The sequence below is a fragment of the Mammaliicoccus sp. P-M58 genome, assembly GCF_022386165.1.
Lineage (GTDB): Bacteria > Bacillota > Bacilli > Staphylococcales > Staphylococcaceae > Mammaliicoccus > Mammaliicoccus sciuri.
This window is the reverse complement of sequence record NZ_JAJNJI010000014.1, coordinates 16496-37968: the sequence shown is the minus strand read 5'-3', so window position 1 is coordinate 37968 and position 21473 is coordinate 16496. Positions and strand designations below refer to the sequence as shown.

Here is a 21473-nt window from a genome sequence, read left to right as displayed (position 1 = left end):
CTTATGGCATTTACCCCAGAGGAAATCAAACAAAAAGAATTTAGTAGAGTTCATAAAGGATTAGATGAAACTGAAGTACGTGGATATCTACAAACTTTAAGTGATGAAATTGAAAAATTAAAATCAGATAAAGCGCATTTACAAAGTATTATAGATGATAAAGAAGAGAATATTAGTCGATTCAAAGCAGTCGAAAATACAATCTCTGACGTATTATTACAAGCGCAAAAAACAAGTGAAGAAACGAAACATACTGCTGTTTTAAAAGCAGATGCTATTATTAAAGAAGCAGAAGGACGTTCTGATCAAATCGTTAATGATGCACTTCAAAAAGCGCGTCATATCAGTTTCCAAACTGAAGATATGAAACGTCAATCAAAAGTCTTTCGTTCACGTTTCCGCATGTTAGTTGAAGCGCAATTAGATTTATTGAAAAATGAAGATTGGGATTATTTACTTAACTATGATGTCGATCAACAAAAAGTTACTGAAGAAAATATTGACATTTTGAACAAAGAAGAAGAAAATAATCAAGAACAGATAAATAATCAAGCAGTTAAAAGTGAAGAGGACAAGTCTGAAGAATAAACGAATTGAGAAGCGAGTTAGGGATAGTGAGAGCCTAATAAATTCATTTCTTTAGGTATCACCTGTTTGCGAATATGATATATGTTTAATGAGTGAACTCTAAGTTGAGTTAATAAGGGTGGTACCGCGATGTATGTCGTCCCTATTATTTCAGCTTAGAGTTTTTTTATATTATTTTTATTAAGAAGGAGATTAAGACTTATGGATTACAAAGATACGTTACTTATGCCTAAAACAAGTTTTCCAATGAGAGGTGGTTTACCAAATAAAGAACCACAAATTCAAGAAGAGTGGAAAGAGAAAGATTTATACAATAAAATTTTAGAAAAAAATAAAGGTAATACACCATTTATTCTTCATGATGGTCCTCCATATGCTAATGGTAATTTACACATGGGTCACGCTTTAAATAAAATTTTAAAAGATATCATCGTTAGACAAAAAGCAATGTCTGGATATTATGCACCTTACGTGCCAGGTTGGGATACACATGGTTTACCAATTGAGCAAGCATTAACAAACAAAGGTGTTAAAAGAAAAGAAATGTCAGTTGCCGAATTCAGAGAAAAATGTAAAGAATTTGCATTAGAACAAATTGAATTACAAAAAGCTGATTTCAGACGTTTAGGTGTAAACGGTGATTGGGATAATCCATATATTACGTTAAAACCTGAGTTTGAAGCGGCACAAATTAGAGTATTTGGTGAAATGGCTGCTAAAGGTTTAATCTATAAAGGTAAAAAACCAGTTTACTGGTCTCCTTCAAGTGAATCTTCATTAGCTGAAGCTGAAATTGAATACCAAGATAAAAAATCACCTTCAATCTATGTAGCATTTAATGTAGTAGATGGTAAAGGCGTTGTAGATGAAGATGCAGCATTTATTATTTGGACAACAACTCCATGGACAATTCCATCAAACTTAGCAATCGCTGTTAATCCTAAATTGAACTACGTACAAGTAAATGTAGAAGGCAAAAAATACGTTGTTGCCCAAGCACTTCTTGATTCAGTTTGTGAAGCATTAGACTGGAATAAAGAAACAATTACAATTGATAAAGAATTCAGTGGAGCTGAATTAGAATATGCAACAGCTCAACATCCATTTATCGATCGTACTTCATTATTAATTTTAGGTGACCACGTTACTACTGATGCAGGTACAGGTTGTGTTCATACAGCACCAGGTCACGGTGAAGATGACTATATCGTTGGTCAAAAATATGGTCTAGGCGTGCTTAGTCCAATTAATGATAAAGGTGTATTCACTGAAGAAGCGGGAGAATTTGAAGGTCTATTCTATGATAAAGCTAATAAAAATATCACAGAAAAATTAGACGAAGTTGGCGCATTATTAAAACTTACATTCTTCAAACACTCATATCCACATGACTGGAGAACTAAAAAACCAGTTATTTTCAGAGCTACTGAACAATGGTTCGCATCAATCAGTAAAGTAAGACAAGATATTTTAGATGCAATTGATGATACGAAATTTAAAATCGATTGGGGTAAAACACGTCTTTACAATATGATCAGAGATAGAGGAGAATGGGTTATCTCTCGTCAAAGAGTATGGGGTGTACCTCTACCAGTTTTCTACGCTGAAAATGGCGATATTATCATGACTGAAGAAACAATTAATCATGTTGCAAATCTATTCGAACAACACGGTTCAAATATTTGGTTTGAAAGAGAAGCGAAAGACTTATTACCAGAAGGCTTTACGCATGAAGGTAGCCCAAATGGTGAATTCACTAAAGAAACAGATATTATGGACGTATGGTTCGATTCAGGTTCAACACATAGAGGTGTGTTAGAAACACGTCCAGAATTATCATACCCAGCTGATATTTACTTAGAAGGTAGTGACCAATACAGAGGTTGGTTTAACTCATCAATTACAACATCAGTAGCAACTAAAGGTATCTCACCATACAAAATGTTACTTTCTCACGGTTTCGTAATGGACGGAGAAGGTAAGAAAATGAGTAAATCATTAGGTAACGTTATCGTTCCTGATAAAATTGTTAAACAAATGGGTGCTGATATCGCAAGATTATGGGTAAGTAGTGTAGACTACTTAGCAGACGTACGTATCTCAAACGACATCTTAAAACAAACTTCTGATGTATATCGTAAAATTAGAAATACTTTCCGTTTCTTATTAGGTAATGTGAATGATTTCAATCCAGCAACAGATAGTGTGAAATACGAAGATATGCTTGAAATCGATCAGTATATGCACAATAGATTAAATCAATTTATTGGCCGTACATTATCTCACTATGAAGCATTCGACTATCTAGATATTTATCAAGATATTCAAAACTTCATTAACGTAGAATTAAGTAACTTCTACTTAGACTATGGTAAAGATATCCTTTATATCGAACAAGTAGATTCATTAAAACGTCGTAGTATGCAAACAGTACTTTATGAAACATTAGTTAAATTAACTAAAATCTTAGCACCAATCATTCCACATACAGCTGATGAAATTTGGGGACATATTCCACATGTTGAAGAAGAAAGTGTTCATTTAACAAATATGCCAAACCCACATGAAGTTGATACAGAATTAGTGGAAAAATGGTCTAAACTGATGAAATTAAGAGACGATGTTAACAGAGCATTAGAAGTTGCACGTAATGAAAAAGTAATCGGTAAATCATTAGAAGCACACATCACATTATCAAATTCAGAAGACTTTGATACAGTTGAATTCTTAAGTCAATTCCAAGACTTACAACAACTATTCATTGTATCTAAAGTAGATGTCGTTGATGAATTAACAGACGGTGAAGAATATGAATATGTGAAAGTTAAAGTGAAACACGCTGACGGAGAAAAATGTCAACGCTGTTGGAACTATTCAGACGAACTAGGCTCAGTAGGCGAATTAGATAACCTATGCCCACGCTGTCAAGCTGTTGTTAAAACTTTAGTATAAATTTAATAATCATAAAACGAACTCACGAGATAGATTTCTCGTGAGTTTTTTTGTAGAAAAAAGTATATCTAACGCATTTTATATCTGGCATAATTTAATACAATAAATGTAAAAAATATATTGAATGGTAAAAATTTACATTGTATAATATCCTTAATTAATCTGAGGTATAAATTTCTTGAATAAAGATAAAGTATAGGTGATAAAAAAATAAACCAAAATATAAGAAAGTTATATGAAGGTTAAAAATTTAAAATACTATATTTGTATTCAAAAGGGGAGAAATTTATGTTAAAGAAAATATTTTTATCAACATTATTATGTACAACACTATCAACACCTGTAATAGGTAAAGTAAATGCAGAAGAAGTGAAACATGACAAACCAGTGAAATATGTGTTCAAATCTGGTGGGAAAGCTAGTCCTATTTATATTAATTCTGATGGATCTATGACTATACCAGAAGAAACTGAATTAGAGGTCGTCGCACCAAAACCTAATGATTATTATGTATATAAAGATGGAGTTGAAACAAAAGAAGTTAATCCTAAATATAATCATATAAAAAATCAACGAGAATATATGAATTTTTATATATCAAAAGGTCGAACTGCTGATTTATTCGTTGGAGAGCATCCTAGACCATTAGATGGTGTAACGTTTATTCCTAAGTCTGATAAAACTTCTGATGATAACAATGTAAATAATCCAAAAGATGAACCTAAATCTGATCAAACTGAGCCTAATCAAAACAATACTGATAATAAATCTAAGTCAGACCAACCAAAACAAGATGTTCCTGCTAAAGTAGAACAACCGGCTAAAGTTGATAAAAAATCAAATAGTCAGGGTAATGTAGTTGATAAGAAGGATACTACTGATCAAAATAAATCTGATACAAATAAAGATAATAAAGCTGTAGCTAATAATAAATCTAATGATCAAAATAAAGTAGCAGTGAATAATCAAAAGTCTGAACCTCAATATTCTGATGTTTATAAAAAAGTTGATGTGAAAAAAGAAGATAATAATAAAGATGTAAAGACTAAGGATACTAGCAGTAAAGCTAAAGCTGCAGATAATAAATCAGATAAACAACAAAAAGAATTACCTAAAACGGGTGAAAGTGAAAATACATTATTCCGTACTTTGTTATTTACTTGTGTAGTTGTATTATTAGGTATATATAGATTTAAGCGAAAAGCTAACATTTAATATAAAAGCAACTCACGAGATAGAAATCTCGTGAGTTTTTTTGTGGGAAAAAGTATATCTAATAATTTTTCTATGAGGCATAATTTAATACAATAAATTTAAAAAATATATTGAATGGTAAAAATTTACATTGTATAATATCCTTAATTAATCTGAGGTATAAATTTCTTCAATAAAGATAAAGTATAGGCGATAAAAATATAAACCGAAATATAAGAAAGTTATATGAAGGTTAAAATTTGAAAAGGAGTGATAATTTAATTTTAAGTAACTAGAGAATCATAATTGTGGATTACATCAACATTTTACGTTTAATTTATTAAATTAGCTTTGCTTGATTATGTTTACCCCTAATATTAGATTAAAATTTTTTTGATTGTATTTTCTGAATATTGTGAAAAAAGAGGTGTATGATGAAGAAGTTTATTTTAATAATCACATTTTTGTTTTTAATCAACATCTCAATAATTAGTAATCAAGTTTTTGCAGAAGAAAGTAATCAATCAGATCAACAAATTTCAGATGGTAATTTAAAGGAAAGTAATATTTCTAATATTGATAAATATGAAAATGAAGACTTGAATACAAATTTAGAAACAGATAATAATACAAATGATGATGTTGAAAATGTTGAAGATGTTGAAGATGTTGAAAATGAAGAACCGAATATTAGTACAAGTGCCACAGCAGTGGAATCTGAAAATAATTATGATGTAAAGAACAATGAAAATAACGAGAATAATTCAGAAATACAAAATACACAACCAGAAAACAATTCAATCGAAAAAGCTAATGCCGAAATTGAAAATAGCGAAAGTTCATCAAGTGAGAATATAAGTAGTGGAGAAGAAAAATTCAATGATGAAAAAAGTAGTTTATCATTAGAAAAGATAGAAGTTAATCAAGGAAAAAATGAATCTATTAATAATGTAGATGAATCTATAATTGGCCAGGATGATAGGAAAATTGTAAAAGATATAAGTAAAATGCCTAACAGATCTATAGTATTTATTAAGTCCTATATAGATGATCGTCGTTACTACAGCGGTACTGGATTTATGTTAGATGATTATGCAGTATTGACAGCTGCGCATGTTATAACTAGTAAAAATAAGGAAGAAGAAATTAAAAATATACTTGTTCATGCTGGGTATAAAAATGACACTGCGATTTATGGAACTGCGAAGGTAATTAAGACATATGTACTATCAGAATGGGTAAAAAGTCCAAATATTTACTATGATATGACTTTATTAATATTAGATAAACCGCTAGGTAGTGTTACTGGAAAGTTAAAATTAAATGACAAAGTAAAATTAGATGATTATATTTCTACATCCGGATATCCAGGTGAAGAAAATAAAAATATAAAGATTGGTTATCAATATTACAGTTCTGGGAAAATTGTTAAAGTGACTAACAATAACATATTCTATGATTTAGATACTGAAGGTGGCCAAAGCGGTAGCCCTATATTTAATGAAAATAAAGAGGTAATTGCGATTCATACAAATGGTTTTGACAAACGAAATAGTTATAAATTTAATTTAGGGCTTAGATTAACAAGCAATAATATAGAAACTATAAATAAATGGAAAAATGAATTAAAGATTAAGAATTTTAATAAATATATTTATATCAATGAAAAAAATGCAAAAGTATGGAAAGATTTAAATTTCAATGAGCTATATAAAAATGATAAGGATATTTTAGACAGAGTATATAAAGCTGAAAATTTATATACAGATTCTCTAGGTGGTAAATATTTATTAATTAAAGATAAGAACTATCAATTTATTGGATTTATAAACATTAATGATATAACTGAAATTAATGCTACTGCAACTAATTTAAGCGTACAACTAAAAAAAGAAAATATAAAACATTTTAGAAACTTATTTGAAGATGTAAAAACAGATACTAAATTATCTTTCAACAGTTATTATAAAGTGAAATATACTTACCGATTACCAAATAATCGAATAATCAATTCTTTATATGATAAAAATGATAAATGGCAAGGATATGTATTAAACAAAGACGTTAATGAAATTAAATTTGAACCTTATGATGAACGTGTTGAAATTATAAAGAATAATTATACTGTATGGGGAGATTTCTTTGGTAAGAAAAATTTAGATACAAAATCTATTTATCACAAGGTATTTAATGCTAAAGGTATCTATAAAGATAAAAATAATAATCGAACGTATTTAAAAATTTATGATAGTAAGGATAATTATTTAGGGATTTTGAATATAAATGCTACTGAAAAAGTTGTACCACAAAGTTTCAATAAAGATGTAAAAATTATAAGTACTAAATATAATTTTTATAATTTCTTATTTGATACAATAAGGAACAAATCGCAGAATTATATAAACAAAAAACTACATTCTAAATGTTTATATAAATTAAGTAACGGAAAAATTTACTACTCATTATATGATAATAAAGACAAATGGATTGGTTATATCGAGAAGGAAGCAGTAAAAGTACTATAAATATTTAAGTAAGGAGCGAAAACTATGTTAAAGAAAATACTTTTATCAACATTGTTATGTACAACAGTAACAACACCTTTAATAGGTAAAGTTAATGCAGAAGAAATGAAACAAGACAAACCTGTGAAGTATGTGTTTCATAATGGAGGAATGAGATCCCCAATAGGTGTGAACTTTGACGGTTCAATGACTGTACCTGAACAGGGTGGTGAAATATTAGAAATTGATGCAAAACCAGTAGATTTTTTTATTTATAAGGATGGTGTGCCAACGAATGAATTAAATCCTAAATATAAGCACATTTGGGATCAATGGGGATATTATGATTTCTATAAATCTAAAGGTAAAGTAAATGACCTTTTCGTAGGCGAACACCCTAGACCATTAGATGGTGTAACATACGATCCTAAGTCTGATAATACATCTGATGATCAAAAAGCAGATGACCAAAAAGATGAACCTAAAAATGATCAAACAGAGCCTAATAAAAACACTACTGACAATCAGTCTACATCAGACCAACCAAAACAAGATGTTCCTACTAAAGTAGACCAACCGGCTAAAGATAATGCTAAGATTGATAAAAAATCTGATACTCAGAGTAATGTAGTTGATAAGAAAGATACTGCTGATCAAAATAAGGTCGTTTCAGATAATAAAGCTGTAGCTAATAATAAATCTAATGATCAAAATAAAGTAGCAGTGAATAATCAAAAGTCTGAACCTCAATCTTCTAATGTTTCTAAAAAAGTTGATGTGAAAAAAGAAGATAATAATAAAGATGTAAAGGCTAAGAGTACTGATAGTAAAGCTAAAGCTGCAGATAATAAATCAGATAAACAACAAAAAGAATTACCTAAGACGGGTGAAAGTGAAAATACATTATTCCGTACTTTGTTATTTACTTGTGTAGTTATATCATTATTAGGTATTTATAGAATAACTCGTATGTCTAATGTATAATTTAATTAATATAAGAGATTAAGCAATTTTTGTTGCTTGATCTCTTTTTATTTTGTTTATATTTTCTTGGTTATAAAAGAAAATATGTGTGATGAGGTGTTTGAATTAGATGTGTAATTTAAAAGATCATATTAACAATTAGGTCGTGTTATGTGGTAAAATAATCAAGATTGGAGTGGAAAGTAGATGCGTAAAGGTTACAATGTACCGATTTGGAGTACTTTTATTATTATATTAATCGCGCTTGATCAACTTACTAAATTTTTAATTGTTAAATCTTTAGAAGTGGGTGAGTCTATAAAGGTTATCAGTAATTTTTTATATATTACATCTCATAGAAACCAAGGTGCTGCTTGGGGGATTTTACAAGGAAAAATGTGGTTATTTTATATCGTAACAATTGTCGTGCTTGTTATTTTATTTATGTTCTTTAAGAATGAAGGATACGGACGACCTGATGTTCAACTTGGACTAAGTTTATTAATTGCAGGGTCAATTGGTAACTTTATAGATCGTTTGTTTAGAGGAGAAGTTGTTGATTTTGTTGATACATATATTTTCAGCTATAATTTCCCGATATTTAATGTAGCAGATGCTGCTTTAACGATAGGTGTCATTGTATTGATAATTGTGATTTTATTTGAGGGCAAGGAGGAAAAAGCTTGAATACATTTGAATTTAAGATAGAGACAGAAAATGAAATTGGTGTAAGAATTGATAAATTATTACCTGATTTGAATCCAGATTGGTCAAGAAATCAAATACAAGATTGGATTAAATTAGGTTTAGTTGAAGTAAATGGTAAAGTCATTAAAGCAAATTATAAGACGAAGCTTAATGATGTGATTGTTGCAACTGAAAAAGTAATAGAAGAAGTTGATATTGTCGCAGAAGATTTAGGTATTGAGGTTTATTATGAAGACAAAGATGTAGCGGTCGTTTATAAACCTAAAGGTATGGTTGTGCATCCAGCACCTGGCCATTATACAGGTACGTTAGTAAACGGATTAATGTATGTAATTAAAGATTTATCTGGTATTAACGGTGAAATTAGACCTGGTATTGTGCATCGTATAGATAAAGATACATCTGGTTTATTAATGATTGCTAAGAACGATATTGCACATAGAGGATTAGTTGAACAGTTAGTTGATAAAACTGTGACAAGAGAATATACAGCACTTGTACACGGTAATATACCTCACGAATTTGGAACAATTGAAGCGCCAATTGGTAGAAATCCTAAAGAACGTCAAGAAATGGCGATTGTGGATGATGGTAAAGAAGCTGTGACGCACTTTAATGTAATTGAAAAGTTCGAAAAATATACATTGGTTAAATGTCAGTTAGAAACTGGTCGTACTCACCAAATCAGAGTGCATATGAAACATATTGGTTTTCCTTTAGTAGGCGATCCTAAATATGGACCGAAGAAAACAATGAACATTGGTGGACAAGCTTTACATGCTGGATTATTAGGATTTGAACATCCAGTTACTGGTGAATATATTGAAAAAGAAGCACCACTACCAGAGTATTTTGAAACATTATTAGAGAAATTAAGAAATCGCGAAGATAAAAAATAAGTACAACGTGTAATAATACTTATTTAATTTTATTTAAACTTTGACATCATATGAAAAAAACGATATTATTGTTTTAACAATTAAAGCGTCTTTAACAGACAGTCCAGAGAGGCTGAGAAGACATAATATGAGCGTGTAGACCATCTTTGTATGGTACTAGTGTATACTCATGTCTTCTAAAGACGTGAGTATTTTTTTGTGGAAGGAGATTGAATATGGCTGAAAGGTTAATCATGGATGATGCTGCTGTAAACAGAGCATTAACAAGAATGTCACATGAAATACTTGAAAAGAACAAAGGTACTAAAGATATTGTCTTGTTAGGCGTAAAGACAAGAGGTGTATTTCTTGCTAACAGAATTGAGCAGAAAATCCAAGACATCGAGCAAGTTCAAGTACCAACTGGAGAAATTGATGTTACACATTATCGTGACGATGTTGAGAATCAGCAAGGTACGATTAAAGTGAAATCATTTAATATCGATGTAGATATTAATGATAAGCATGTCATTATTGTCGATGATGTCCTTTATACAGGTAGAACTGTTAGAGCTTCATTAGATGCTATATTAGATCACGCAAGACCACGAAAAATAAGTTTAGCCACTTTAGTTGATAGAGGTCATAGAGAACTTCCGATTAGAGCAGATTATGTAGGTAAGAACGTTCCAACATCATCTAATGAATCAGTTGTCGTTGAATTAGAAGAGTTCGACCAACAAACAGCAGTAAAATTAAATTAAATAAATCCTTTTAAATCAGTACGAGAGACTGGCAAAGGAACTTATATGGTTACAGGAGATAACTATACCTTTATAGGTATCACTGTATACATAGATCCCTTTGCATATCTTGTAAAGGGATCTTTTTTTGAATAGGAGAATGGAAATGTCACAAAATGAAGAAATGTTTAAACGAACAGTAGAACCCATACTAGATGTTAATGATAAACCTAAAGCATCACAATGGTTCTTCTTAAGCTCACAGCATTTATTTGCAATGTTCGGAGCAACGGTACTTGTACCATTTTTAACAGGCTTACCTGTTTCAGCAGCACTCATTGCGTCAGGTTTAGGAACGCTACTTTATATACTGATAACGAAAGGAAAGATACCAGCTTATCTCGGTTCGAGCTTTGCATTCATAACACCAATTATTGTCGGGCTCAAGACACATGACCTTGGTGAAATGCTTGTCGCATTATTTATGAGTGGTGTTCTTTACGTCATTATCGGATTGATTATAAAGGTTACTGGCACGAATTGGTTGCTTAATCTGTTACCTCCAGTCGTAGTTGGACCGGTTATCATGGTTATCGGACTTGGATTAGCACCGGTAGCAGTAAACATGGCGATGTACACAGATTCAAATGCAATGAAAGGCTATAGTGGCATTTACATTACAGTCGCACTCATCACATTAATTACTACAATTATCGTTTCAGTATTTTTCAAAGGATTCTTATCAATCATTCCTGTACTTATCGGAATTATTGTTGGATATATATCTTCATTATTATTTGGAATTGTGGACTTAGCGCCGATTTCAAAAGCAAAATGGATTCAAATGCCTGATATTTACTTACCGTTTCATGATTACACACCATCGCTACAATGGGGACTTATCTTAATCATGCTGCCAATCGTTTTTGTAACGGTTAGTGAGCATATCGGTCATCAAATCGTCATCAATAAAATTGTCGGTAAGAACTTCTTCAAAGATCCAGGTTTACACCGCTCATTAATCGGAGACGGGGTGTCAACGATGATGGCTTCAATTATTGGTGGGCCACCAAGTACGACATACGGCGAGAACATTGGAGTACTTGCCATAACAAGAATTTATAGTATATGGGTAATCGGTGGTGCAGCAGTACTTGCACTAATCTTAGGATTTGTTGGTAAATTCACAGCGATGATTTCAACAATTCCAACACCAGTTATGGGTGGTGTTTCCATACTATTATTCGGAATCATTGCTTCAAGTGGTTTGAGAATGTTGGTGGAGAACAATATCGACTTCGGTGACAACCGTAACTTGATCATTGCTTCTGTCATTCTCGTATTAGGAATCGGTAAAGCACATTTAGACTTCACAGGTATTGGCATACATTTAAACATTGAAGGTATGGCTTTAGCAGCAACAGTAGGTATCTTGCTCAATCTTATATTGCCAAAGAAAATAAAATAATTCTCAGGAGGCGTGTCATATGAAAAATTTATTAACAATGACTGATTTAACTAAAGACGACATCATGAAAATTATAACGAAAGCACAAGACATTAAAGAAAATGGTGCAGAAACTTTTGGTAAAGGCATGACGGTCGCAAACTTATTCTTTGAAAATTCAACACGAACAAAATGTAGTTTTGAAATGGCTGAAAGAAAATTAGGTTTAGAAGTCATTCCTTTTGAAATAAGTACTTCATCTGTTCAAAAAGGTGAATCTTTATATGATACTTGCAAAACTTTAGAATCTATTGGTGTAGACGCATTAGTCATTAGACATAGTGAAAATGCATATTATGACACATTACAAGGACTTAATATTCCAGTATTAAATGGTGGAGATGGAAGTGGCCACCACCCGACTCAAAGTCTTCTAGATATTATGACAATATATGAGGAGTACGGTTACTTCGAAGGATTAAAAATTTTAATCTCAGGCGATATAAAAAATTCAAGAGTAGCAAGAAGTAATGCAGATGCTTTAACGAAACTTGGTGCAGAAGTAATGTTCTCAGCACCGGAACAATGGAAATGTAATTTTTCAGATGTACCATATGTAGAAATTGATGATGTGATAGATGAAGTAGATGTATGTATGTTGTTAAGAGTGCAAAATGAAAGACATGATTCAGGTACAACGTTTAGTAAAGAAGACTATCACAATGCATACGGACTGACGATAGATAGATATAACAAACTTCATGACAATGCAATCGTCATGCATCCAGCACCAGTCAACCGAGGTGTTGAAATAGATACTTCACTTGTAGAAAGTTCGAAATCAAGAATTTTTAAACAAATGGAGAACGGCGTGTTCATTAGAATGGCATGTATACATGATGTACTTAATCACAAGGAGGAAAAAGTAAAATGTCACTTATAATCAAAAATGGAAAAATCTTATTAGAAGGTCAATTAGTTAACAAGGAAATTGAAATTGAAGATGGCAAAATTAAAAAAATAGATGATTATATAGAAGTAGAGAATCAAGAAGTTATTGATGCGAAAGGACATTTTATTTCAGCAGGATTTGTTGATGTACATGTACATTTAAGAGAACCTGGTGGCGAACATAAAGAAACAATTGAAACAGGTACTAAAGCAGCAGCAAGAGGTGGATTTACAACAGTTTGTCCAATGCCTAATACAAAGCCTGTCCCAGATTCAGTTGAACATTTAGATCGTCTTCACAAAATCATTGATGAGCATGCAGTGGTAAGAGTTTTACCTTATGCATCAATTACAGTAAGACAAGCTGGTAAAGAACATGTTGATTTCAAAGCATTAAAAGATAGAGGCATGTTCCAATTTACTGATGATGGTGTAGGTGTACAAACAGCTTCAATGATGTACGAAGCTATGAAAGAAGCGGCTAAAATTGATAAAGCAATCGTAGCACACTGCGAAGATAATTCATTAATTTATGGTGGTGCAATGCATGAAGGTAAACGAAGTGAAGAACTTGGCATTCCAGGTATTCCTTCAATTTGCGAAGCGGTACAAATTGCTAGAGACGTGTTATTAGCTGAAGCAGCAAATTGTCATTACCATGTATGTCACGTGTCTACAAAAGAAAGTGTACGTGTCATAAGAGATGCTAAAAAAGCAGGCATTAAAGTAACAGCTGAAGTTACACCACATCACTTATTACTTACAGAAGATGACGTACCAGGTGACGATGCGATATACAAAATGAATCCACCTTTAAGAGCGAAAGAAGATAGAGATGCTTTAATCGAAGGTTTAATAGATGGAACAATTGATTGCATCGCAACAGATCATGCACCACATGCTAAAGAAGAAAAAGAAGTGTCAATGATTGATGCACCATTCGGAATAGTAGGAAGCGAAACAGCATTCCAATTATTATATACGCACTTTGTGAAAACAGGTAAATTTACATTAGAACAACTTGTTGCATTTTTAACAACGAAGCCAAGTGAAACATTTAACTTACCTTATGGTCGATTAGAAGAAGGAAGCTACGCTGACTTAACTATTATAGACTTGGAAACAGAAAGACCGATACGAGCAGAAGAGTTTGCTTCTAAGAGTACAAACACACCATTTATAGGAGAAGTCGTTTCAGGATATCCAATTCTAACAATTTGTGATGGAGAAATTGTCTTCAAGGAGGAAGTATAAGATGAAAAATAAAAGATACTTAGTATTAGAAGATGGTACAACATATAAAGGTTATGCATTAGGTTCAGATGATTTAACAGTTGGAGAAATTGTTTTTAATACAGCAATGACAGGTTATCAAGAAACCATTTCAGACCCATCTTATACTGGACAAATTATTACATTTACTTACCCGCTTATTGGTAACTACGGGATAAACAGAGATGACTTTGAATCATTAACACCAACTTTAAATGGTGTTGTTGTGAGAGAAGCTTGTGATTACCCAAGTAACTTTAGATCAAGTAAGTCTTTAGATGAAACGTTAAAATTTTATCATATACCAGGTATTTCAGGTGTTGATACAAGAAGTTTAACACGTAAAATTAGAAAATTCGGTGTCCTTAAAGCTGGATTTACTGATAATGTTGATGAAATAGAAAGTCTTGTTCAGCGCTTAAATACTGAATCGTTAAGAACGGACGAAGTTGAACAAGTTTCATCAGTTAGACCATACATTTCAACAGGTGATGGCTATAAAGTTGTATTAATTGATTACGGTAAAAAAGAAAATATCGTGAGAGAACTTAATAGAAGAGGCTGTGATGTAACAGTCGTACCATATCAAACATCATTTGAAGAAATACTAAATATCTCACCAGATGGCATAATGGTTTCAAATGGACCAGGGAATCCTGAAAGTGTGCAAGAAACCATTCAAACAATTAAACAACTAGTCGGCAAAATACCATTCTTCGGCATTTGTTTAGGACATCAATTGTTCGCATTATCTCAAGGTGCAACATCTTATAAGATGAAATTTGGTCATAGAGGTGCCAATCATCCAGTACAAAATCTACAAACTGGAAAAGTAGATTTAACAAGTCAAAACCATGGTTATGCAATTGATGAAGCGTCTATTGCACAAACTGATTTAGAAGTGACGCATATCGCATTAAATGATAAATCAATTGAAGGATTAAGACATAAAAAATATCCAGCATTTTCAGTACAATATCATCCAGAAGCATCACCTGGACCGCACGACTCAAACTATTTATTCGATGAATTTATTGAAATAATTAAATTACATAAAGCGAAGGAGCGTACAATCAATGCCTAAACAAACTGATATAAAATCCATCTTAGTAATTGGTTCTGGCCCAATCATTATAGGTCAAGCTGCAGAATTTGATTATGCAGGCACTCAAGCATGCTTAGCATTAAAAGAAGAAGGTTATCGTGTAATACTCGTAAACTCTAATCCAGCAACAATTATGACGGACACTGAAATAGCAGATACAGTATATATTGAACCTTTAACTTTAGACTTTGTGAGTCGCATTATTCGTAAAGAACAACCAGACGCATTGTTACCAACTTTAGGTGGACAAACTGGTTTGAACATGGCAATTGAATTACACGAAAATGGTGTATTAGAAGAAAATAACGTACGTTTATTAGGTACACAACTATCTTCAATCGAACAAGCTGAAGATAGAGATTTATTCCGTACACTTATGAATGAATTAAATGAACCAGTACCTGAAAGTGATATCGTGAATGATATTGAAGGGGCTTTAAATTTCGCGAACGAAATTGGCTACCCGCTAATCGTGCGACCTGCGTTTACGATGGGTGGTACTGGTGGCGGAATTTGTCACGATGAAAAAGAACTAAGAGAAGTTGTTCAAAATGGCTTGAAATACAGCCCGGTAACACAATGTTTATTAGAAAAATCCATCGCAGGTTACAAAGAAATTGAATACGAAGTGATGAGAGATAAAAATGATAATGCCATTGTAGTTTGTAACATGGAGAACATCGATCCAGTTGGCATTCATACAGGTGACTCAATCGTAGTTGCACCAAGTCAAACATTATCAGACGTAGAATATCAAATGTTAAGAGATGTATCTCTCAAAATTATTCGTGCTTTAAAAATTGAAGGCGGATGTAACGTACAATTAGCACTTGATCCAAAATCACTCGATTACTACATAATAGAAGTTAATCCTCGTGTATCAAGGTCGTCAGCATTAGCTTCAAAAGCAACAGGTTATCCAATTGCGAAGTTAGCTGCCAAAATAGCAATCGGTATGACTTTAGATGAAATGTTAAATCCTGTAACAGGTACATCATATGCAGCATTTGAACCAGCACTAGACTATGTTGTTTCTAAAATACCAAGATTTCCTTTTGATAAATTCGAAAAAGGCGAACGTCATCTCGGTACACAAATGAAAGCAACTGGGGAAGTCATGGCAATAGGTAGAACGTATGAAGAATCATTATTAAAAGCGATTCGTTCATTAGAATATGGTGTGCATCATTTAGGTTTACCAAATGGCGATGAATTTGAATTAGATTTTATTGAAGAGAGAATTAAAGCACAAGATGATGAAAGATTATTCTTTATTGGCGAAGCAATTAGACGTGGTACATCACTTGAAAGAATACATGAATTAACTCAAATTGATTATTTCTTCTTGAATAAATTCAAACACATCATCGATATTGAACACGATTTAAAAGAGAAAAAAAGCGATTTAGACGCATTATTATGGGCGAAACAATACGGCTTTAGTGATAAAGTCATTGCACATAGATGGGAACAATCAGAGCGAGACATATATGATTTAAGACAAGAACATGGTATTAACCCAGTTTACAAAACAGTAGATACATGTGCGGCAGAATTCGAATCAGAAACACCATATTTCTACGGTACTTATGAAGAAGAAAATGAATCTATAGTCACTGAAAAAGAAAAAATCATCGTATTAGGATCAGGTCCAATTAGAATTGGACAAGGTGTGGAATTTGATTATGCTACTGTACATGCTGTATGGGCTATTCAAGAAGCGGGTTATGAAGCAATTATTATTAACAACAACCCTGAAACAGTTTCAACAGACTTCTCGATATCTGACAAGTTATACTTTGAGCCACTGACTGAAGAAGATGTGATGAGTATCATTAATCACGAACAACCTAAAGGCGTAGTCGTTCAATTTGGTGGGCAAACAGCAATCAATTTAGCAGATAAAATTGCACAAAAAGGTATTCAAATATTAGGTACGACGCTTGAAAATCTTAACAGAGCTGAAGATAGAAAAGAATTTGAAGCTTTATTACAAAAAATTGATGTACCACAACCATTAGGTAAAACAGCGACTTCAGTTCAAGAAGCGATAGATAACGCAAATGAAATTGGTTATCCGGTTGTTGTAAGACCTTCATATGTACTAGGTGGAAGAGCGATGGAAATTGTATATGCTGAACCTGAATTGAGAAATTATATGGAACAAGCAGTTAAAGCAAGCCCAGAGCATCCAGTACTGATTGACCGTTATTTAACAGGTAAAGAAATTGAAGTAGACGCAATTTCAGATGGTGAAACTGTTGTCATCCCAGGTATTATGGAACATATTGAAAGAGCGGGTGTCCATTCAGGTGATTCAATTGCCGTATATCCACCTCAAACGTTAACGGATGCAGAAATTGATTTACTAGTTGATTACACAACGAAATTGGCAAAAGGCTTAAACATAGTAGGACTTATCAATATTCAGTTTGTGCTTTCTAAAGGAGAAGTATTTGTACTGGAAGTTAATCCAAGAGCAAGTCGTACAGTACCATTCTTAAGTAAAATTACTGAAATTCCAATGGCTAAGATTGCTACTAAAGCAATTGCAGGCATCACGTTGAAAGAACAAGGATATGAAAGTGGATTAGCACCATATAAAGAAGGTGTATATGTTAAAGCACCAGTATTCAGCTTTAATAAACTTAAAAATGTTGATATCACATTAGGACCTGAAATGAAATCGACAGGTGAAGTAATGGGTAAAGACAGTACTTTAGAAAAAGCATTATATAAAGGTTTAACAGCAAGTGGTTTAAAAGTACAAGATCAAGGTACAGCATTATTTACTGTAAGTGATAAAGATAAAGCAGAAGCATTAACAATCGCTAAGAGATTTCATGAGATTGGTTATAGAATTTTTGCAACTGAAGGTACTGCACAATACTTTAAAGAACATGACATCCCAGTGTATACGGTTGGTAAAATAGGCGGCGAACATGACTTGCTATCTGTAATACAAAAAGGTGAAGTACAACTTGTGGTCAACACAATGACAAAAGGTAAAGTATACGAAAGAGACGGATTCCAAATTAGACGTGAATCAGTAGAAAATGGTATACCATGTTTAACATCACTCGATACGGCAAATGCTTTAGCAGATGTAGTGGAAAGTATGACATTTAGAACTGAACAAATGTAGTGGGGGGATTATAATGTCCGAGATAATGACAGTTGTATCAAATAATCAAATAGCAGATGCTATTTTTGAATTAAAAGTACGTGGAAATCTTACGAAAATTATGAAAAAACCTGGACAGTTTGTTCATATTAAAGCTGGTACAGGAACTGAACATATGTTGAGAAGACCAATTTCAATTTGTGAAGTGAACCGTGAAGAAGAAACATTTACAATGCTTTTTAGAAGAGAAGGACACGGTACAGAATTGATTTCACAATTAAAACAAGGCGATCCAATTGATGTGATTGCACCTTTAGGGAACGGATTCCCAGTTGATGAAGCGCAAAATACTGCCTTACTAGTCGGAGGTGGTATTGGCGTGCCACCTATGTATGAATTGTCTAAACAGCTCAATGCTAGAGGTATAAAGACAATTCACGTATTAGGTTTTCAAAGTGCTAAAGATGCATTTTATATAGACGAATTTAGTGCGCTAGGTGATACGTATGTTGCAACTGCAGATGGAACGCTTGGTACTAAAGGATTTGTTACAACTGTTATTGAAAATTTAGACACACCCTTCGATATTTTTTACAGCTGTGGACCAAAAGCAATGTTGAAAGCTTTAACACTTCAATTAAGTGATGTGAAAGGTTATATTTCACTCGAGGAACGTATGGGTTGTGGCATCGGTGCTTGCTATGCATGTGTTTGCCATACTGATAATGAAGCGGGTTATGTCAAAGTTTGTACAGACGGTCCCGTATTTGAAAAAGGAGCTGTCATCATATGAGTCGATTAAATATTTCGCTACCAGGATTAAATTTGAAAAATCCAATCATGCCAGCAAGTGGATGCTTTGCTTTCGGACAAGAATTCAGTCAGTTTTATGATTTATCAGAACTTGGCGCAATCATGATTAAAGCGGCAACTCAATTTGCAAGATACGGTAATGAAGCGCCACGTGTGGCTGAAACTGCAAGTGGTATGATTAATGCGATTGGCCTTCAAAATCCAGGTGTTCACCATATTATGGAACACGAATTGAAATACCTTGAACAATATGATGTACCCATTATTGCTAATGTAGCAGGTTCTACTGAAGAAGAATATGTTTACGTAGCCAAACATATCTCACAAGCATCAAACGTTCATGCACTAGAATTGAATATTTCATGTCCAAATGTTAAAGAAGGTGGAATTCAATTCGGTACTGTACCTGAAGTGGCTAAAGAACTGACGAGAAAAGTAAAAGCTGTTTCAGAAGTACCAGTGTATGTAAAGTTATCTCCTAATGTAACAAACATTGTAGAAATGGCGAAAGCTATTGCAGAATACGCTGATGGTATTACGATGATCAACACTTTAGTAGGATTAAGAATCGATGCGAAGACTGGAAAACCAATCATAAGCAATGTTATAGGCGGACTAAGTGGTCCAGCAATCAAGCCAGTTGCATTAAGAATGGTATATGAAGTCAGTCAGCATGTTGATATTCCAATTATCGCAATGGGTGGCGTGAGAACGGCTCAAGATGTCATTGATTATATTTCAGTTGGTGCTGATGCAGTAGCAGTTGGAACAGCAAACTTTGAAAATCCAACAGTATGTAAAGATATTATTGATGAATTACCTACATTACTCGACAAATTAGGTATTGAACATATTACAGAACTTAAAGGTAGAACTTATAACCAACAAGGAGTTGTCAAATAACATGAAGAATACACCGATAATTGCATTAGACTTTGCAACTCTAGATGAAGTTAATCAATTTTTAGATTTATTTAATGAACCCCTATTTGTAAAAGTAGGTATGGAACTTTATTTGCAAAATGGTCCTGATACATTCAATCGAATTAAACAAAGAGGTCATGATATCTTTTTAGATTTAAAGTTACATGACATTCCAAACACTGTTAAAGGCGCATTAAAAGGATTAGGTAAACTCAATATCGACTTAATTAATGTGCATGCAGCAGGTGGTAAAAACATGATGGCTGCTGGACTTGAAGGCTTACGTGAGACAAATCCTAATGCTAAGTTAATAGCTGTAACTCAGTTAACTTCTACTACAGAACAACAAATGAAAGATGAACAAAATATTCAATCATCCATCAATGAATCAGTCGTGCACTATGCAAAAATGGCACATGAAGCAGGACTTGATGGTGTCGTTTGTTCACCATTAGAATCTACTTTAATTCAAGACCATATCGGTGAAGGATTCTTGAAAGTGACACCAGGTATACGTTTAGAATCTGATAAGACACATGATCAACAACGTGTGACAACGCCAGAAGATGCTAAAAAATTAGGCTCAACACATATAGTAGTAGGTCGTTCAATTACGCAACATGAAGATCCAGTAGCAAGATATCACGAAATATTACAAAGATGGGAAGGATAATTCATATGACTCAAAATATTGCACAATCATTATTAGAAATTAAAGCTGTAACACTTTCACCTGAGGACCCATATACATGGAGTTCAGGCATAAAATCACCGATTTATTGTGATAATAGAGTGACATTAGCATATCCTGAAATTAGAGAAAATATTTATCAAGGTTTAATTCAATTAATTAAAGAACATGCTCAAGATGTTGAAATTATTTCTGGTACGGCAACAGCAGGTATTCCACATGCAGCATTTGTTGCTGATCAACTAAAATTACCGATGAGCTATGTGAGATCTAAAAGTAAAGGTCATGGTAAAGGCAATCAAATCGAAGGTGCTTTAAGCAAAGGGAAAAAAGTAGTTGTAATTGAAGATTTAATTTCAACAGGTGGTTCATCAATTAATGCTGTGGAAGCTTTAATTGAAGATGGCGCGGAAGTATTAGGGGTATTTGCAATCTTTACATATGGTATTAACAAAGCAGAAGAAGCTTTCAAAGAAATCAATGTTCCATTCTATACTTTGTCTAATTATGATGAACTGATTTCAGTAGCTGAAAAAGAAGGTTATATCGAAAACAAAGATATAAAAACTTTAAAAGCATGGAAAGATACTTTATAATAAAGTCAAGATAAGGGGGG

The 21473-nt window shown here is 32.8% G+C and carries 17 protein-coding genes; all 17 read left to right on the top strand.

Features of this window, described 5'->3' with window-relative positions:
* The first annotated feature begins 3 nt into the window (after nucleotides 1-3).
* The 17 genes from LQ694_RS13720 to pyrE all read left to right on the top strand — a co-directional run bounded on the left by LQ694_RS13720 (nucleotide 4) and on the right by pyrE (nucleotide 21453).
* Nucleotides 4-588 (top strand): DivIVA domain-containing protein, encoded by a 585-nt coding sequence (locus LQ694_RS13720; RefSeq protein ID WP_025904594.1) that lies wholly within the window; start codon nucleotides 4-6, stop codon nucleotides 586-588.
* A 201-nt stretch (nucleotides 589-789) separates the two neighbouring features.
* Nucleotides 790-3540: an isoleucine--tRNA ligase gene (gene ileS / locus LQ694_RS13715; protein WP_058612435.1), complete on the top strand. Its 2751-nt coding sequence runs from the start codon at nucleotides 790-792 to the stop codon at nucleotides 3538-3540.
* 288 nt (nucleotides 3541-3828) lie between these two features.
* Nucleotides 3829-4755 (top strand): LPXTG cell wall anchor domain-containing protein, encoded by a 927-nt coding sequence (locus LQ694_RS13710; RefSeq protein WP_218696701.1) that lies wholly within the window; start codon nucleotides 3829-3831, stop codon nucleotides 4753-4755.
* A gap of 413 nt (nucleotides 4756-5168) precedes the next feature.
* Complete coding sequence (locus LQ694_RS13705; RefSeq protein ID WP_218696700.1) at nucleotides 5169-7259, top strand: trypsin-like serine peptidase; 2091 nt, start codon at nucleotides 5169-5171, stop codon at nucleotides 7257-7259.
* A gap of 24 nt (nucleotides 7260-7283) precedes the next feature.
* Nucleotides 7284-8222 carry a hypothetical protein gene (locus tag LQ694_RS13700; RefSeq protein WP_096791318.1) on the top strand — a complete coding sequence of 313 codons (939 nt, stop codon included), beginning with the start codon at nucleotides 7284-7286 and terminating at the stop codon, nucleotides 8220-8222.
* A gap of 186 nt (nucleotides 8223-8408) precedes the next feature.
* Nucleotides 8409-8888, top strand: coding sequence for a signal peptidase II (gene lspA, locus LQ694_RS13695; protein WP_037587555.1), 480 nt, complete (start codon nucleotides 8409-8411; stop codon nucleotides 8886-8888).
* The gene (locus LQ694_RS13690; protein ID WP_049319184.1) at nucleotides 8885-9808 is read left to right on the top strand and encodes an RluA family pseudouridine synthase; all 924 of its coding nucleotides are present in this window, start codon (nucleotides 8885-8887) and stop codon (nucleotides 9806-9808) included. Before lspA ends, LQ694_RS13690 begins: the two co-directional genes overlap by 4 nt.
* A gap of 215 nt (nucleotides 9809-10023) precedes the next feature.
* Nucleotides 10024-10551, top strand: a complete 528-nt coding sequence (gene pyrR / locus LQ694_RS13685; protein ID WP_196968191.1) for a bifunctional pyr operon transcriptional regulator/uracil phosphoribosyltransferase PyrR — start codon at nucleotides 10024-10026, stop codon at nucleotides 10549-10551.
* 145 nt (nucleotides 10552-10696) lie between these two features.
* Complete coding sequence (locus LQ694_RS13680) at nucleotides 10697-11998, top strand: solute carrier family 23 protein (protein ID WP_048542456.1); 1302 nt, start codon at nucleotides 10697-10699, stop codon at nucleotides 11996-11998.
* Between the two features lie 19 nt (nucleotides 11999-12017).
* Nucleotides 12018-12920, top strand: a complete 903-nt coding sequence (locus LQ694_RS13675) for an aspartate carbamoyltransferase catalytic subunit (RefSeq protein ID WP_096791320.1) — start codon at nucleotides 12018-12020, stop codon at nucleotides 12918-12920.
* Complete coding sequence (locus tag LQ694_RS13670) at nucleotides 12908-14182, top strand: dihydroorotase (protein ID WP_048542460.1); 1275 nt, start codon at nucleotides 12908-12910, stop codon at nucleotides 14180-14182. Before LQ694_RS13675 ends, LQ694_RS13670 begins: the two co-directional genes overlap by 13 nt.
* Nucleotide 14183: 1 nt before the next feature.
* Nucleotides 14184-15284, top strand: a complete 1101-nt coding sequence (locus LQ694_RS13665) for a carbamoyl phosphate synthase small subunit (protein WP_231493036.1) — start codon at nucleotides 14184-14186, stop codon at nucleotides 15282-15284.
* A complete protein-coding gene (carB, locus tag LQ694_RS13660) occupies nucleotides 15277-18450 on the top strand; it encodes a carbamoyl-phosphate synthase large subunit (RefSeq protein WP_159314573.1) in 3174 nt (1057 codons plus the stop codon). The genes LQ694_RS13665 and carB overlap by 8 nt, the downstream gene beginning before the upstream one ends.
* Nucleotides 18451-18463: 13 nt before the next feature.
* On the top strand, nucleotides 18464-19222 hold the full coding sequence (locus LQ694_RS13655) for a dihydroorotate dehydrogenase electron transfer subunit (RefSeq protein WP_096791323.1): 759 nt from the start codon (nucleotides 18464-18466) through the stop codon (nucleotides 19220-19222).
* On the top strand, nucleotides 19219-20145 hold the full coding sequence (locus LQ694_RS13650) for a dihydroorotate dehydrogenase (RefSeq protein ID WP_049319174.1): 927 nt from the start codon (nucleotides 19219-19221) through the stop codon (nucleotides 20143-20145). Before LQ694_RS13655 ends, LQ694_RS13650 begins: the two co-directional genes overlap by 4 nt.
* A gap of 1 nt (nucleotide 20146) precedes the next feature.
* The gene (gene pyrF / locus LQ694_RS13645; RefSeq protein WP_218696699.1) at nucleotides 20147-20839 is read left to right on the top strand and encodes an orotidine-5'-phosphate decarboxylase; all 693 of its coding nucleotides are present in this window, start codon (nucleotides 20147-20149) and stop codon (nucleotides 20837-20839) included.
* Between the two features lie 5 nt (nucleotides 20840-20844).
* Nucleotides 20845-21453: an orotate phosphoribosyltransferase gene (gene pyrE / locus LQ694_RS13640; RefSeq protein ID WP_058612445.1), complete on the top strand. Its 609-nt coding sequence runs from the start codon at nucleotides 20845-20847 to the stop codon at nucleotides 21451-21453.
* Nucleotides 21454-21473: the final 20 nt, after the last annotated feature.